12 protein-coding genes are annotated in these 15,791 nt (G+C 37.9%); 10 read left to right on the forward strand and 2 right to left on the reverse strand.

The features are described from left to right. Positions 1-7: 7 nt before the first annotated feature. On the reverse strand, positions 8-1,066 hold the full coding sequence (locus tag BI291_RS15480; RefSeq protein ID WP_074499674.1) for an LD-carboxypeptidase: 1,059 nt from the start codon (positions 1,064-1,066) through the stop codon (positions 8-10). Between the two features lie 164 nt (positions 1,067-1,230). Between BI291_RS15480 and BI291_RS15485 the strand changes: the two genes are divergently transcribed. From BI291_RS15485 to BI291_RS15530, 10 genes are all read left to right on the forward strand, one after another. After that, on the forward strand, positions 1,231-2,232 hold the full coding sequence (locus BI291_RS15485; RefSeq protein ID WP_074499677.1) for a D-cysteine desulfhydrase: 1,002 nt from the start codon (positions 1,231-1,233) through the stop codon (positions 2,230-2,232). A 124-nt stretch (positions 2,233-2,356) separates the two neighbouring features. Further along, a complete protein-coding gene (locus tag BI291_RS15490) occupies positions 2,357-3,727 on the forward strand; it encodes a Na+/H+ antiporter NhaC family protein (protein WP_074499680.1) in 1,371 nt (456 codons plus the stop codon). Between the two features lie 50 nt (positions 3,728-3,777). Next, on the forward strand, positions 3,778-5,358 hold the full coding sequence (locus BI291_RS15495) for a serine hydrolase (RefSeq protein WP_074499683.1): 1,581 nt from the start codon (positions 3,778-3,780) through the stop codon (positions 5,356-5,358). An 87-nt stretch (positions 5,359-5,445) separates the two neighbouring features. After that, positions 5,446-7,308, forward strand: a complete 1,863-nt coding sequence (locus tag BI291_RS15500; protein ID WP_074499783.1) for a glycoside hydrolase family 3 protein — start codon at positions 5,446-5,448, stop codon at positions 7,306-7,308. A 28-nt stretch (positions 7,309-7,336) separates the two neighbouring features. Next, positions 7,337-8,758 (forward strand): SH3 domain-containing protein, encoded by a 1,422-nt coding sequence (locus BI291_RS15505; RefSeq protein WP_139302637.1) that lies wholly within the window; start codon positions 7,337-7,339, stop codon positions 8,756-8,758. A 40-nt stretch (positions 8,759-8,798) separates the two neighbouring features. After that, positions 8,799-9,893 carry a dipeptide epimerase gene (locus BI291_RS15510; RefSeq protein ID WP_074499688.1) on the forward strand — a complete coding sequence of 365 codons (1,095 nt, stop codon included), beginning with the start codon at positions 8,799-8,801 and terminating at the stop codon, positions 9,891-9,893. 85 nt (positions 9,894-9,978) lie between these two features. Then, positions 9,979-11,568: a sodium:solute symporter gene (locus BI291_RS15515; RefSeq protein ID WP_074499691.1), complete on the forward strand. Its 1,590-nt coding sequence runs from the start codon at positions 9,979-9,981 to the stop codon at positions 11,566-11,568. Positions 11,569-11,570: 2 nt separating this feature from the next. Then, on the forward strand, positions 11,571-12,473 hold the full coding sequence (locus tag BI291_RS15520; RefSeq protein ID WP_074499694.1) for a BadF/BadG/BcrA/BcrD ATPase family protein: 903 nt from the start codon (positions 11,571-11,573) through the stop codon (positions 12,471-12,473). Positions 12,474-12,475: 2 nt separating this feature from the next. Continuing rightward, on the forward strand, positions 12,476-13,426 hold the full coding sequence (gene murQ / locus BI291_RS15525; protein ID WP_074499696.1) for an N-acetylmuramic acid 6-phosphate etherase: 951 nt from the start codon (positions 12,476-12,478) through the stop codon (positions 13,424-13,426). Between the two features lies 1 nt (position 13,427). Beyond that, positions 13,428-14,594 (forward strand): exo-beta-N-acetylmuramidase NamZ domain-containing protein, encoded by a 1,167-nt coding sequence (locus BI291_RS15530; protein WP_074499699.1) that lies wholly within the window; start codon positions 13,428-13,430, stop codon positions 14,592-14,594. Between the two features lie 174 nt (positions 14,595-14,768). On the opposite strand, the gene BI291_RS15535 is transcribed toward BI291_RS15530, so the two are convergent. Continuing rightward, a complete protein-coding gene (locus BI291_RS15535) occupies positions 14,769-15,614 on the reverse strand; it encodes a MurR/RpiR family transcriptional regulator (protein WP_074499701.1) in 846 nt (281 codons plus the stop codon). Between the last annotated feature and the right edge of the window lie 177 nt (positions 15,615-15,791).

Genomic DNA, 15,791 nt, shown 5'->3' on the forward strand with positions numbered 1-15,791 from the left:
ATTATTCCTAACTTACGGCAGTTTCGGTTAATATTAATCGTTTGTTGTTTGCATCAAGCGTTGCCATAGCACCAACAGGAATCGTAGACATATCTTTAATATGACCGATCATGACGCCTTTTAGTACAGGGATATTTAAATCCCCTAAGCGATCTTTTATCACTTCTTCAATACTTAAAGAATCACCACTGGCGGTACAATCAGTACATTTACCAAAAACAATACCAGCAAGCTGGTTTAACCTACCTGATATTTTTAAATGCGTTAACATGCCGTCAACGCGATAAGGGGCTTCTTCAACGTCTTCGAGAAATAAAATTTTACCGCGATAATCGGGTTCAAAGGGTGTGCCGACAAGTTTTACCATTAACGAAAGGTTGCCACCAATCAATCGGCCTTGTGCGCTACCGCCAGTGACGAGTGTTAATCTATTTTTTTTCTCAGCTTGACCTTCTCTTGCTTCAAATAAAGGTGGTGTACCTAGGTCTATATTGGCTTTAGGCGTGAAAAGTATATCCTTAAAGCCTTGTAAGGTGTATTCACTGAAATTTTGCTTGGCAATAGGGCCGTGGAAAGTTACCAAGCCTGTACGTGCGTAAATGGCATTTAATAATGCGGTAATATCACTATAACCAATAAATGCTTTAGGGTTAGCTGCGATCGCATCATAGTTTAGATACGGTAGTATCCGAGGAGAACCATAACCACCACGTAAACAAAAAATACCGTCAACGTCTTTATCTTGGAACATATCATTTATATCCCATGCGCGGTCTTTGTCATTCCCTGCAAGATAGCCTCTACGTTGGAAAATATATTTGCCTTTTTTCACCTTGAAGCCAAAAGATTTCAATACGTCTATAGCGAAATGTATTTCTTCGTCTTCCCACGTATTGCTACTAGGAGCGATTAAGCCGATAGTGTCACCTGCTTTCAATCGTTTTGGTTTAATTGGCAAATGAGATCTTTGCGTATTTGTGTCGTCGGCATTTGCTATATTGGGTAAAATGCTTGTCGCAATAGCGGTACTCACTAATGCTTTGAAAAACGTGCGTCTGTCACTCATAATTATTCCTATTTTTGTTTTAACATAACAAAATAAGGTGCTTGGTTAAACAGTAATTATTACTAAAATTTATTTTATTTAGAATTTAATAGTATTTTTTGTGTGGTTGGTGAACAATATTCTTGTATGTAAACATATACTTTCAACATTAAGGTTAAACATAAATGTCAAATTTAAATGCTATTCCTCGGGTGGTTATCTCCCATGCCCCCACTGCATTGGAGCTAATGCCACAATTATCTAAAGTGCTGAAAAGAAGTGTATATGTAAAACGGGACGATTGCACTGGTTTAGCGGGAGGCGGTAATAAAACAAGAAAGCTAGAATACCTCGTTGCCGCAGCACTTGCGGCTAACGCTGATACTTTAATTACTGTTGGTGGCTTACAATCAAACCATGCGCGCCAAACCGCAGCCGCAGCCGCTAAATTTGGTTTACATTGTGAGCTGGTGTTGGAAGATGTACAAGGCACGCCTAAAGCAGATTATTATCAAAATGGTAATATTTTGCTCGATAAGCTGTTAGGAGCGAATATTCATCGAATTCCTGACGGCATTACTTGTGAGAAATATACTGACAATCTCGTGGATCAGCTGACTAAAGAAGGAAGAACGCCTTATTTTATTCCGGTAGGAGGATCAAATGAAATTGGCAGTTTAGGTTATGTACAATGTGCACAAGAAATTATCAGTCAAATCAAACAACAAGCCGTCGAGCTTGATCATATTGTACTGGCAACGGGAAGTGCGGGAACCCAAGCAGGTTTGCTAGCAGGGTTAATTATAGCGGGCATTGATATTCCAGTGATGGGGATCTGTGTCAGTAGGCCAGCTACAGAACAAGTGGCATTAGTGACAGCATTACTAGAGCGCACGCTTGTGTTGCTAGGCCTTGATGAAAACTTAGCGAACGGGAAGGTTTTCGCAAATGGTGATTATTACGGTGAAGGTTACGGCATAGCGACTAAGGAAATGATTGAGGCCGTTACACTTTGTGCTCAGTACGAGGGACTTATTTTGGATCCAGTATATACGGGTAAAGGCATGTCAGGAATGATTGATCTCTGCCGAAAAGATTTCTTTGCAGAAGACAGTAAATTACTTTTTATCCATACAGGGGGAAGCCAGGGATTATTTGCATACCAAGAAATATTCGGCTCTAGTTAAGTTATTTCGTATTATCTCTTTTAGGTTTTATAATAAAAAATTACATTTTATTATTATATCTTGAATATTATATTATTATTTGTAAGTATATTCATGCTTATATTATTTGTGTTGAGGGTTGTGTATGGAATGGTACTCATTGTTACCTCCAATTGTTGCTGTCGTTATTGTTTTATGGAAAAAGGAAGTTATCTTAGCGTTATTATTAGCTATTTTCACCTCTGAACTCTTGTTATCTCAAAATGGCTCAGGCGTAATTTTTCATGGTGCCATCGCAACAATAGAACGTATTGTTTCTATTTTTAGCTCGCCAGGTAATACACGTATTTTAATGTTTAGTTTAATTATTGGTGCTGTATTAGCGTTTATGCGCCATTCAGGTGGTGTAACTGCCATGGTTGAATATGTCATCTCGAAAGGGTTAGGGAAAAATAAACGCCAAGTCGCCTTTATGGCCAATTTTACCGGCATGGCAATTTTTATCGAAAGTAACTTATCAGTGTTAACAGCGGGTATCGTATCAAGAGGCCTATTTGATCGCTATAAAATGAGCCGAGCTAAGTTAGCGTATATTATCGATAGTAGTGCTGCACCGATATGTATTTTAGTGTTATTGAATGGCTGGGGTGCTTTTGTACTAGGGTTACTCAGTAATTACGAATTTGAACAAAGCGCCGCTGAAATAATGTGGGGTACGATCTTGTTAAATTTCTACCCTATTATCGCATTAATGATGGTTTGGTATACCGCGTTTACTGGCAACTTACATGGGCCTTTAGCGCGCGCTGAGTCAAAAGTAGAACAAGAGTTAGAGCATAAACATGAATTTGCACCAACAAAAGCGAGATTTATGTTTGTTCCATTGTTGACGATGGTACTGGGAATGATTGGATTTATGTTCTGGACAGGAAACGGTACATTGGCCGACGGCAGCGGCTCCAAGTCGGTATTATATGCCACTATTTGTGCATGTTTAGTCGCCTATACAATGATGCTGTCGACAAAAAAATTCACTCATGGCCAGTTAGTTAAAATTGGCTTTAATGGCATGGGAGAGTTATTGCCTTTAGTCACTATTGTTCTGTTGTCGTTAACCTTAGGTGCCAGCTTAAAAATTCTTGGTACGGGTGTTTATGTGGCTCAAATTGTAGGTGATTCATTGCCTGTCTTTATGATCGCACCAATGTTATTTCTAGCAGGCGCTTTTATTGCCTTTTCAACGGGAACCTCTTGGGGGACTTTCGCGATTTTGATCCCTATCGGTGTTCCATTAATTCAAGCGCTCGATTTACCACCTTCTTTTATTATCGCAGCGATACTAGGTGGTGGAGTCTTTGGTGATCACTGCTCTCCGATTTCAGACACTACAGCGGTTTCAGCAATCGCTTCAGGTTGTGAATTATTAGAGCATGTTAAAACACAATTGCCTTATGCGTTATTTGGCGGAACGTTAACACTAATTCTTTATACGTTATACGGTATCGCTTTTTTATAAACGCAATTTTCGACCAGGTTAATATTCAACGTTACTTAGGGCTATTTTATATGAACATTCTATCACTCAGTTTTGCCATTGCTTATTTGACGGCATCACAAATTGCCTATGCGAAAACAACTCATTTCAATGAAAACAAGATAGATAGGTTAGTAGAAGAAACATTATCAACATTTAAAGTACCAGGTGCTGCAGTAGGCGTTATTAAAAACGGAAAAATCCTGTTGAATAAAGGCTATGGTGTTCAAGATATAAATCAGCCTGACTTGGTTGATCAACATACGCTATTTAAAATTGCATCTACAACAAAAGCATTTAATAGTGCGGCGTTAGCAATGCTGATTGATCAAAATAAACTCAGTTGGGATAGCAAGGTTGTTGATATTTTGCCTAACTTTGCCCTGTATGATGAATGGGTAACAAAGGAGTTCACCATCGCGGATTTGCTAACACATCGTAGTGGTTTAGCACGCTTTGCTGGCGATTTAATGTTATGGCCTGAACCAGCAGGGTTTAGCCGTGAAGAGATCATCAATAACTTGAAGTTTTTGAAGCCTGCCTCTGGGTTTAGAAGCGAATACGCCTACGATAATTTGCTTTATATTGTTGCTGGTGAAGTTGTAGCAAAAATTACTGGTATGTCTTGGGAACGATTCGTTGAACAAAACATTATGGCTCCTTTAGGTATGGAGCGTTGTTTTGCTGGAGCGGTTCCCCAAAAACAGATGAAAAATATTGCCCAACCTCATGGTTTAATAAACGGTAACGTTGAAATTATTAAACGTAATCAAACTTACCATAAACAGAGTGTTATGGCTGCAGCTGGCGGAATTAAATGTAGTGTTAATGACTTGCTTACTTGGGTTGAAACACAATTAAATAGAGGTGTTTCTGCCGAGGGAGTCAGGCTCTTTAGTGAAAGACAAAGTAAAGCAATGTGGGCGCCTCATACCATTTTGTCTGTCTCTACAAATGACAAGAAATATCACAATACAAATTTCAAATCTTACGGCTTAGGCTGGGGCTTAGCAGATACGCATGGTTATAAACGTGTATCTCATACGGGTACATTATCTGGGAATTTAGCCTACATCACATTAATTCCTGAGCTAGACCTTGGTGTTATCGTACTGATAAATCAAAGCTCCTATTATGCTCGCAGTACACTCATGAATAGTATTGTACAAATGTTTATGGATATAGAACAACAAGACTGGCTAGCGATACAGGTGGCTAAACAACAAAAAAGACACGCAAGACGGGCTGCTGATAATACTGCTAAAGCTTTATCTAACACTAAACCTGAAAGAAAAGGTGTGCTTTTACCTTTAGCATCTTACGCAGGTATTTATCAAGATCCATGGTTTGGACAAGTTAAAATCTCACTTGTTAATGAACAACTCTCTTTTCAGTCGCTTAAATCAAAAAAACTCGTTGGTGAAATGCTTGAGTACAAAGAGCACCAGTTTATTGTTTGGTATAACGATAGAAGTTTAGAAGGTGATGCGATAGCACGCTTTGTGATCGATAAAAATGGCAAAGTTACTGGCTTAATGATGGAACGTTTGAATGATGATATCGACGCAAGTTTTGACTACGACGATTTGAATTTCAGTCGCATTACCGAGTAATTAGTATCATCTCAATGTGAAATAGAACAAGTGCGAATATCGCGCTTACTATCTCGATAGAATTCGTGAGGAAATATGTTAAATCGAATGAAAAGTAAAATATTTTTAGGTCTTATTTTGAGTGTTATCGTGGCATTCAGTGTCTGGTTCTTAGGGCAATTAGAACGAGAGGCTATTGCACAAAAAGTTGCGCAAAAAATAATGCTAGATATTCGCTATTATTGCGCTGACTATACGGAACATGTCGATTTGACTAGCGACAATAAGTGTACAACTCCCGTCACCGAATTACCCGATGATTTAAAAAATCTCATTAAAGATACCTCGCTAGGTTCAATCATTTTATTTGCTGAAAACTTTACAGGTATTAAGCAGACTATTCAATTAACTGAAGATTTACAGCAAGCCGCTGTATCATCAAAAAGTGCTAAACCTTTATTGATTTCGATTGATCAAGAAGGTGGCAGAGTGGTGCGTCTACCGCGAGAAATCGCAACTTCTTTTACTGGTAATATGGCAATTGGAGCCACCTTTGAAAACCATGGAAGTAAATATGCAACCATTGTAGGCGAGGTGATTGGGTCTGAATTATCTGCGCTAGGTGTTAACGTAAACCACTCTCCTAACGTTGATGTAAATATTAACCCAAATAACCCAGTAATTAATGTGCGTTCATTTGGCGAAAACCCAGAGGTGGTGGCAAAATTAGGCGCTGCAATGCTTGAAGGATTGCAGGCAAAAGGAGTGATCGGCACTTTAAAACATTTTCCCGGACACGGTGATACCGATACTGATAGCCATACAGGGCTGCCTAAAGTTAACCATTCTTTCGAAACGGTAGAGTCAGTAGACTTATTACCCTTTCAGTATGCCATTGATAATAGTGACGTCAAAATGATCATGACAGCACATATTCAGTATCCTGCTTTAGATAATAGTGAGTTAATCAACCGTCATGGGGAAAGTATGTTAAAACCCGCGACTTTGTCTAAAAAAATATTAACGGATTTATTAAGAGAACGCATGGGCTTTGAGGGTGTTATTATCACTGATGCTTTAGATATGGCAGGTATTGCTAATTTTTTTACTGAAGAAGAAGCGGTTGTCCAAACCTTTAATGCTGGGGCTGATATTGCGATGATGCCTATGAAGATCAGACAACCATCAGATGTTCCAAGATTTAAAGCATTGATTGAGCATCTAGTTGACAAAGTGTTGGCCGGTGAAATATCGCTAGTGGAACTAGAGAGATCAGCAACAAGAATTGACCAATTAAAACAAGAAATAAGGCTTTCTAACAAAACGGTTGAAGCCAAGCTTCAACACGCAAATGTTTTATTGTCATCTAAAGAACATCGAGCAAAAGAAAAAGCGTTAGCACAACAGTCTATTGTAGAGATCAAAGCAAACCAATCGATACCGCAACAAATTAAGTTAGCTAAAAAGTTACATTTAGTCTTCCCTAAACACACGCAAGCTAACGCGATGATGTTTGCGTTAAATAATATTTCGCAACAGCTGGGTCGACAACCTTGGGAAATCACAACGTCAAGTTTAGAAGATATAGATTTACCCATTACATTCGAACAAATTAACGAAAGTGACTTATTGATTGTTGCAAGTGATAGCCAGGAAACGGCAGTGGAGCTTGGTCAAGCAATTGATGTTATTGCCAGCAGTGATAACAGCAAGAACAGCAACGCTGATTTCTCGCTTAATATTTTAAAGTATGCGGAAGAAAAACACGTAGACAGTATTTTTATTTCACTTAAAGCGCCGTACCAATTAGCAAAGTTTAATCAAATTTCTGACTGGGTATTAGCAAGTTTTGATGGCAAGGTGTTTCAAGTAGCTGATTCACCTGAGTACACAGGCCCAGCGTTTAATAGTTTAGCTGAAATTATTACTGGTCAAATCAAAGCGACAGGAAAGTTGCCAATCTCTATTTAAGTATATTCACAGCTTGTAATTAGGAAAAATGATGAAACTGAACTTCTCTGCATTAGTTTTTGCTGCCTTTGCGTTAATGACTATAACAGCATGTAGTAGTGTCAAGGATGTCAATAGTGTCAATAATACTCACAAGACACTAGTGTCTGATGTTATTGGTGTTACTCAAGGACATTTGCTTGCGACTTTTTGGCAAAAGCCGCAAGTTCACCAAACTGTTTTGATGGAACAACAAGCGATTAGTCAATTTAATCAGCAATTGTTCGACAGCAACCCTTATGTCATAGATCCGTTATCGATGGATGAGTTACTGACGAAACAACAAGTTGTCAGTTTAATTAATAAAATCAGCACTATTCCAACCAGTAAACGCTATTATGCTGATGGTACGTTATTAGAAAAGTCTCACTTTGATGACTATCTAGCAAACGTAAATTTGCAAAACGTGCAAGAAAACTACGCTACGAAATGGGGACTTGCAGTAGAACGCAGTGCTTTGAGAACGTTTCCTACCTACGATCGTGTATTTAACAGTGCCATGGACACAGATCTTGATCGCTTTCAAGAAACAGGTATTTTTCCAGGTGAGGCGGTCGCAATAATTCATGAAAGTGCCGACAAACAATGGTTGTTAGTAAGAAGCTATAATTATCTTGCTTGGGTGCCTAAACAGGCGATTGCCATTGGTTCAAAAGAAGAAATTGCGAGCTTTACACAAGTTGAAGATTTTATTGTTGTGACGGGCGATAAAGTGTTTACGAATTTTGTGCCGAATAATAATAGAATCTCCCAAGTGCAATTAGATATGGGGGTTAAACTCCCCTTAATAAACGCTGATGACTTAGGCGGAGAATTGCATGGTCAAAATCCTTTTGCTTCTCATGTCGTAAAAATGCCCACACGAAATGAAAACGGAAAATTAGTGTTTTCATTAGCACTTATCGCTAAAAATCAGGATATTAATATCGGGTATTTGGCTTTTAATAAAGAAAACATCATTAACCAAGCATTTAAGTTTTTAGGTGAGCGATATGGTTGGGGCCATGATTACAACGCTAGAGATTGTACCGGTTTTATTGGCGAAATTTATAAAACCTTTGGTATTTTAATGCCGCGTAATTCAACCTGGCAGGGTAAGGGACAATATGGCGTTAATATCAATTTCAACCATGACTCAACCCTTGATGACAAGTTAACTGCGCTCAGTAACTTAGAAGTCGGAGATTTAATCTATATTCCTGGACATGTTGTAATGTTTTTAGGCTATGACCAAGGTAAACCTTACGTTATTCATGATGTAAAAGGCATGGCGTATTTTGATCGTAATAATAAATATTATCGAGGTACATTAAACGGGGTGTCTGTAACGCCTTTATTACCATTACAGCTTTCACAAGACACAAGTTACATCGATAAAATTTATAATATTAAGCGTATTAGAAGTCATTAAATATCGTTAATGTAACGCTATTGCAACCCAAGGAAATCTAATGAAAATTACTAATATTCGTTTTGCAAAGTTAGTTGTTCCTTTGATTACGCCATTTAAAACATCGATGAGAACAGTTGAAAATATTGAAGATTTAGTTGTCATCATTGAAACGGATGCAGGAGAAGTAGGGTATGGTTCGGCCCCTTCAACACCTGTGATTACGGGTGATACACATGGCTCAATTATAGCGGCTGTTGAATTAGTTTATTTGCCCAAGCTACGTGGAATGGAAATTGAGAACCTCAACGGAATTATTACAATTATTCAGACGAGTATGGTGAATAATACCAGCGCTAAAGCAGCATTAGAAATTGCTATTTATGATCTTTGGGGAAAAAAGTACAAAGCCCCGTTGAGTAAGTTATTAGGTGGAGGTGCTAATAACTTACGTACTGATATTACTATTAGTGTTGATCAGATCGATAAAATGGTTAAAGACGCAATGGAAGCGCTAGAAAATGGCTTTGATATTTTAAAAATAAAAATAGGTCACAATATTTTAGAGGATGTTGAACGTGTTAAAGCAATACATCAAGCGGTAGGTGAAAAAGCTTTATTGCGTTTAGATGTTAATCAGGGATGGAGCGCTAAACAAACCGTTTATGCCGCTAACCTCTTTGAAAATGCAGGCATACAACTTGAACTAATTGAGCAACCGGTTAAAGCAGACGATTTTGCTGGTTTGAAATATATTAGTGATCGCATTAATACACCGATAATGGCCGATGAAAGTGCATTTTCACCCACTCAAGTTATTGAACTTATCACGAACCAATGTGTTGATATTATCAATATAAAATTGATGAAAACCGGTGGTATATCTAAAGCCATTACCATTGCGGATATCGCTAAGGCTTATCAGGTAGATTGCATGATAGGCTGTATGCTCGAAGGAAGTATTGCTGTAGCTGCGGCAGCGCATTTAGCAGTCGCAAAATCAACGGTTATTACCAAAATCGACTTAGATGGGCCTGCGTTAGGACGATTTGATCCTGTTAAAGGCGGAGTACTTTTTGATAACTCTCTTATTAAATTGAATAACCTTCCTGGATTAGGTATCGAATCAATCGATGGATTAATTAAATTTCAGTAATTAAATAGTTATATTTAATTACATCATTGTGCTAGTATAAGAATAAATTATTCTTAGATTGTTTCTATATTTGAATAGAGGGATTATGACTTCAGTATATTCTGAATTGGATTGGATTGTATTCGGTCTTTACGGCGTATTATTAATCGGCTCAGGTCTTTATTTTAATCGTAAGAAATCTACCAATACACAAGATTACTTTCTTGGCGGTAACACGATACCAACGTGGATGGTTGCTATCTCGGTATTAGCAACATCACAATCTGCAGCGACTTTCTTAGGTGGACCAGATCAAGGTTATCAAGGCGATCTCACCTATTTAGCAACTAATATAGGTGCGGTAGTTGCCGCTATATTGGTCAGTATTATTTTGATCCCTAAATTTTATAAAAACAAAGTATTTACTGTCTATGAACTCTTGGAAAAACGCATGGGCAGTGCGGCTAAAAAACAAGCTGGTATGATGTATTTATTTGGTCGTATTTTTGCCAGTGGCGCGCGTTTATATATGGCAGCCCTCGCGGTATCAATGATCTTATTTGGTAATATTGATGCCAATAGCGTCATTATTTCAACAATGGTATTAACAGCGGCAGGCTTGTTATATACCGTATTTGGCGGTATTCGATCGGTGATATACGGTGATGTGATTCAATGCGCTGTTTATGTTAGCGCAGCTTTTTTTGTACTGTATTTTTTATATCAAGCCATACCAGCGAACTTTACGCAAATCATTGATGCCTTACAACATCCCGCACCGGGCGCTGACTCAAAATTAACCTTATTCAAATTTGATTGGGATTTTTCATCCTCAGGTGTATTTAACTTTTGGTCAGCAATTACCGGGTTTGTTTTACTTAATTTTGCTGCATTTGGTTTAGATCAAGACATGACACAGCGAATTTTAACCTGTAAAAATGTTAAAGAAGCAAACAAAGCGATGTTGTTATCTGTTGTTTTAGTTATACCCGTTATGCTGTTATTTATCATTATTGGGTTGTTGCTTTTTATTTTGTATCAACGCCCCGACATTATGCAAATTTCTGCAGGTAGTGATCTCGTTCAAAGCTTTCAGGGGGAAAAAATCACTATCTTTATGTATTACGTCCTTAATGAAATTCCTGCGGGTGTTCGCGGTTTAGTGACAATCGGCATAATAGCGGCCGCTTTATCAACGTTGAATTCTGGTTTGAACTCGATGTCATCTGTCTTGGTAAATGACATTTATCGACCTTACAAAGAAAAGAACAAAGCTAGCCTGCCTGAATCACATTATGTTAAAACAGGGCAAATGGGAATGTCGTTGGTTGCAATTACGCTATTCTTAATGGCTGTTCTTTGTTTTTATTGGCAACGCTATACAGATATGCCGTTATTAAAGTTTGCCCTGAGTGTCATGGTCTTTTCCTATAGTGGGCTAATTGGTGTCTTTTTAACGGCACTGTTTACAAAACGTGGTAATTCAACATCGGTGCTTGCTGCTTTAGTGATGGGTTTTCTAATCACATTGTGTTTTCAGCCTTATGTAATGTCGATACTCTTACCTGCAGAATTACTCTTTGATTTAGGCTTTACATGGCAATTATGCATAGGCGCTTTTGTTTCCTTTTTAGTCTGTTGTTTTGGGACTAACAAAGAGACACATATTCCGGTTGATGCTTGTATGGAGCGATAAGCATGAATTTTAAAAATAATAATCCAAGCTATATTTTAGGCGTCGATGGTGGCGGTACTAAAACCATTGCTAGATTACAACATATAGAGACCCGTCAAAAATGGGAAGTGAGAGGAGGGGCAGCATCGTTAACCAATGACTATGAACTAGCGCTCAAAACCTGTGAAAGCTTAATTGAACAATTATTAACGCTCTCTGGTGCTCGTAAAGAACAAATTGCTATTGTTGTAGGGCTTGCTGGAGCTGGTAACAAAGAGAAGTCAGCTAAACTAGCTGATAGGTTGTCTAAAAACTTTCGTTGTTTTGAACTTTGTACCGATGCTAAAACATCTCTGTATGGTGCGAATGCTGGGCAACCAGTAGCAATGATTTCATTAGGAACAGGATCGGTTGGAGCTACGTTGACTGGTAACGGTCATAGCGCTTTAAAAGGAGGCTGGGGCTTTACGGTAGGGGATGAAGGAAGCGGCGCCAAATTAGGCGTTTTAATTATTCAGTCCATACTATCAGAGCTAGAAGCAAATGATGAAATAGTCAGTCTTTTAGGTAAGGCGCTCTGCGATAAAATTTCTGGCGGTAGAGATAAGCTCATCCAATGGTCGACAATGGCTCGGCCTGTAGATTTTGCGAGTATAGCGCCATTAGCTTTTGAGCTATATGATGAATGTTTCACGGCTAAAACTGTCTTATCTCAACATATAAAGAATGTTGAAACTTTGATTGATATAACGAGAGGTGACCATCATTTACCTGTCGTTTTATTGGGTGGCCTTGCAGAACCAACTAAACCCTATTTAAACCCATTAGTTTTAAAACTTTTAATTTCCCCCAAGGGTAATGCTTTGGACGGAGCCTGCTTTTTAGCAGAACAACTGTTATATAAAGAAAACAAGGAGAATACGTAGTTATGAATGGCGACGTAAATAATGACCAGTCAAAATTGATTGAAGAACTACAATTCATGGCTTCGGAAGGCCGTAACCCTGACACCATGGATTTGGATTTATTAGATACAACAAGTTTGTTGGTCTCTTTGAATAAAGAAGATCATAAGGTAGCTGCGATTGTACAGCAGGCAATACCGGAAGTAGCATTAGCTGTCGAAGAAATTGTTAAGGCCTTTGGTGAAGGCGGTCGATTAATTTATATTGGAGCTGGTACAAGTGGTCGTTTAGGAGTACTTGATGCAGTTGAATGCCCTCCTACGTTTAGCGTTACTGATCAGCAAATAACTGCGTTAATTGCTGGTGGTGAAAGTGCGATGTATAAAGCGGTTGAAGGAGCTGAGGATGATCCTGAACTTGCAATCGCTGAGCTCAAGCAAAAGCAATTGTCGAAAAATGATATTGTGGTAGGTATAGCAGCAAGCGGTAGAACACCTTATACCATATCAGCGTTAAAGTATGCGAAAGAGGTTGGCGCTAAAGCGATAGGTGTTGCTTGTAATGCTGCTTCTGAACTACTCAAGGAAGCTGATATTGCTATTTGTGCTGAAGTAGGTCCTGAAGCGTTAACAGGCTCCACTCGACTTAAATCAGGCACCGCGCAAAAGTTAATACTAAACATGCTGACTACTGCAAGTATGATTAAAACCGGCAAGATTTATGAAAATTTAATGGTTGATGTATTTGCGAGTAATGAAAAATTAAAAGCAAGAGCTATACGTATTGTGATGCAAGCAAGTGGGTGTGATATACAAACAGCAACTCGTGCCCTCGCGAATGCAGGCAATAATGCGAAGCTTGCCATTTTACTCGTGTTAACGGGTTTGTCTGTCGATGAAGCCAAGCTTTTATTGAACAATAACAATGGCTTTTTAAGACAAGCGGTTGATCAATCAATTAACGAGTTAACTTAAAATGAAATTGATAAAATACGCACTACATTATTTGTTTTGCATTACTTTATTGTTAAGTGTTAATAGCCATGCGCAGTCAATTGTTGTTGGTGCTGAACAGTGGGATGTGTATAAACCATTATTAAAAAATAAAAAAGTGGGGTTAGTCGTCAACCAAACTTCATTGGTTAACGGACAACATTTGGTCGACTTTTTACTAAGTAAAAACGTAAAAGTAAAGGCCATTTTTGCGCCAGAACATGGCTTTAGAGGGAATCATGATGCAGGTGCAGTTGTCGATAACAACATTGATACAAAAACGAATCTACCTATTATTTCTATATACGGAAAAAATAAAAAACCTTCACAAGATGTGTTAACGGATTTAGATGTCATTCTTTTTGATATTCAGGATGTTGGGTTACGTTTTTATACGTATTTAAGTTCAATGCATTATATGATGGAAGCGTCAGCAGATGCTGATATAAAGTTTATTGTACTCGACCGACCTAACCCAAATATTGCGTTTGTTGACGGGCCCATTTTAGAAGAAGAGTTTCGTTCTTTTGTTGGAATGCACCCTATCCCTATCTTACACGGGATGACTTTAGCTGAATTGGCGTTGATGATACAGGGTGAAGGTTGGTTGAACACGGAAAACACTCTGAATTTAAATGTAATAACCGTTAAGAACTATACGCGAGATAAACGTTACTCTTTGCCGATAAAGCCAAGTCCCAATTTACCTAATGACCAGGCGATAAGGCTCTATCCTTCATTGACGTTTTTTGAATCAACATATGTTAGCTTAGGTCGAGGAACAGTGTACCCTTTTCAAGTGTTAGGACATGATAAATACTTTATTGGTAATTTTAACTTTACGCCTGTTTCGATGCCTGGAAGCGCACTTAACCCTAAATTAATGGATAAAGAATTAACAGGTCAAGACTTGCGAAATGTCGATATAAAAGGACTCGATTTAAGTTTACTTATCCAGTGGTACCAACAGTTTAAGCAACATGATGCTGAATTTTTCAAATCTCCGAGCTTTATGGATAAACTCTCTGGAACAGATAAAATTAGAAAGATGATACTTGCTGGCAACAGTGAGGAACAAATTGTTGAGACATGGAAAGAAGACTTAATTGAATTTAAACGTCAAAGAAAACAATATCTGTTGTATAAGTAACAAAAGACTGTTTAAAGTGTATTGCACTTTACGTATACGTTGTGTTCAAGGCAAATGAATTTGGTTTTTAGTCAGTGCTAGCTAACAGATCACACAATATCATACTAGCACTGACTAGCACTGACTAGCATTGACTAGCATTGACTAGCATTGACTAGCACTGACTAGTACGCTTTAGCTTTCTCTAAAACTTTTTACGGCGATATTACTTTTTTCTAGGAGTTTACGCCCTTGACTTGATGCTTGTGTAATAGCAATAAATAAAATATCGATGACAAATTCTTGTGATGTTCTTGCAAGAATAGATGAAAGTCGCAATGACTCTTGTTCTGCTATTGAGTAAAGTTTGACATCAGCATTCTCAGAAACTGGAGTTGAGCCGTATTTTGTTAAAGAAATAACCGAACTGTTATTTGCTTTTGCCTGCTCAGTGACGGATCTAATTTCTCTTGTTTGTCCTGATTCACTTATAGCAAAAACAAGATCGCCTTTTTTGAACGTGGAAACAAAAGCTAATTGAGCATGACCATCAGGCTCCGCATATGCAGAATAGCCTAGTTTTTGTAACTTATATGAAAAGTCTTTACCTACTAATGCAGAGCCACCTAATCCGCAGATGAGAATACGATTCGCGGAAGTAATTAATTTAACAGCTTGCTCTAAAGATTCTTGCTCTATCAGTATTTTAGTTTCGGTTAGCACTGAAACTTTACTATTAAGTAGTACGTCAGATATTTGCGGTAGGCTAGATTTAAGCGTAATTTCTCCGTGTAGTTTTGGATCATTAGTTTCGCTATTCAGGGCATCTATTATCGCTAACTTAAATGCAGGGTACCCCTTATAGCCTAATTTCTGTGTAAACTTAATAACACTTGATTGACTGATACCAATAACACTTGATAACTCTTGAGAAGATAAATCTCTTATTGCATTAGAGGACTTTAATACGAACGACGCTATTTTAGCCTCACTTGCCGATAACGAATTTTGTATTGCTTTAATTTTGATAAGAGCTGACATCGATTAAAAGTTCACAAGTAATAAATTATTTTTGGATTTATATCATGACTGCTAATAAAGTTTCCAGAAAAAATATTGCGACATCGCATTTTAATAAGCGAGTAATAAATAAATAAGCATATTTTTATAAAAAATATTTGGAATAAAATATTCATATTTTATTTAAAAATATTAATA

The organism is Thalassotalea sp. PP2-459 (assembly GCF_001913705.1).
GTDB lineage: Bacteria > Pseudomonadota > Gammaproteobacteria > Enterobacterales > Alteromonadaceae > Thalassotalea_C > Thalassotalea_C hakodatensis.

What these genes read in the sequence shown, in the direction of transcription:
- BI291_RS15480 (WP_074499674.1), bottom strand. Translation starts at nt 1,066, where the DNA reads ATGAGTGACAGACGCACGTTTTTCAAAGCATTAGTGAGTACCGCTATT.
- BI291_RS15485 (WP_074499677.1), top strand. Translation starts at nt 1,231, where the DNA reads ATGTCAAATTTAAATGCTATTCCTCGGGTGGTTATCTCCCATGCCCCC.
- BI291_RS15490 (WP_074499680.1), top strand. Translation starts at nt 2,357, where the DNA reads ATGGAATGGTACTCATTGTTACCTCCAATTGTTGCTGTCGTTATTGTT.
- BI291_RS15495 (WP_074499683.1), top strand. Translation starts at nt 3,778, where the DNA reads ATGAACATTCTATCACTCAGTTTTGCCATTGCTTATTTGACGGCATCA.
- BI291_RS15500 (WP_074499783.1), top strand. Translation starts at nt 5,446, where the DNA reads ATGAAAAGTAAAATATTTTTAGGTCTTATTTTGAGTGTTATCGTGGCA.
- BI291_RS15505 (WP_139302637.1), top strand. Translation starts at nt 7,337, where the DNA reads ATGATGAAACTGAACTTCTCTGCATTAGTTTTTGCTGCCTTTGCGTTA.
- BI291_RS15510 (WP_074499688.1), top strand. Translation starts at nt 8,799, where the DNA reads ATGAAAATTACTAATATTCGTTTTGCAAAGTTAGTTGTTCCTTTGATT.
- BI291_RS15515 (WP_074499691.1), top strand. Translation starts at nt 9,979, where the DNA reads ATGACTTCAGTATATTCTGAATTGGATTGGATTGTATTCGGTCTTTAC.
- BI291_RS15520 (WP_074499694.1), top strand. Translation starts at nt 11,571, where the DNA reads ATGAATTTTAAAAATAATAATCCAAGCTATATTTTAGGCGTCGATGGT.
- murQ (WP_074499696.1), top strand. Translation starts at nt 12,476, where the DNA reads ATGAATGGCGACGTAAATAATGACCAGTCAAAATTGATTGAAGAACTA.
- BI291_RS15530 (WP_074499699.1), top strand. Translation starts at nt 13,428, where the DNA reads ATGAAATTGATAAAATACGCACTACATTATTTGTTTTGCATTACTTTA.
- BI291_RS15535 (WP_074499701.1), bottom strand. Translation starts at nt 15,614, where the DNA reads ATGTCAGCTCTTATCAAAATTAAAGCAATACAAAATTCGTTATCGGCA.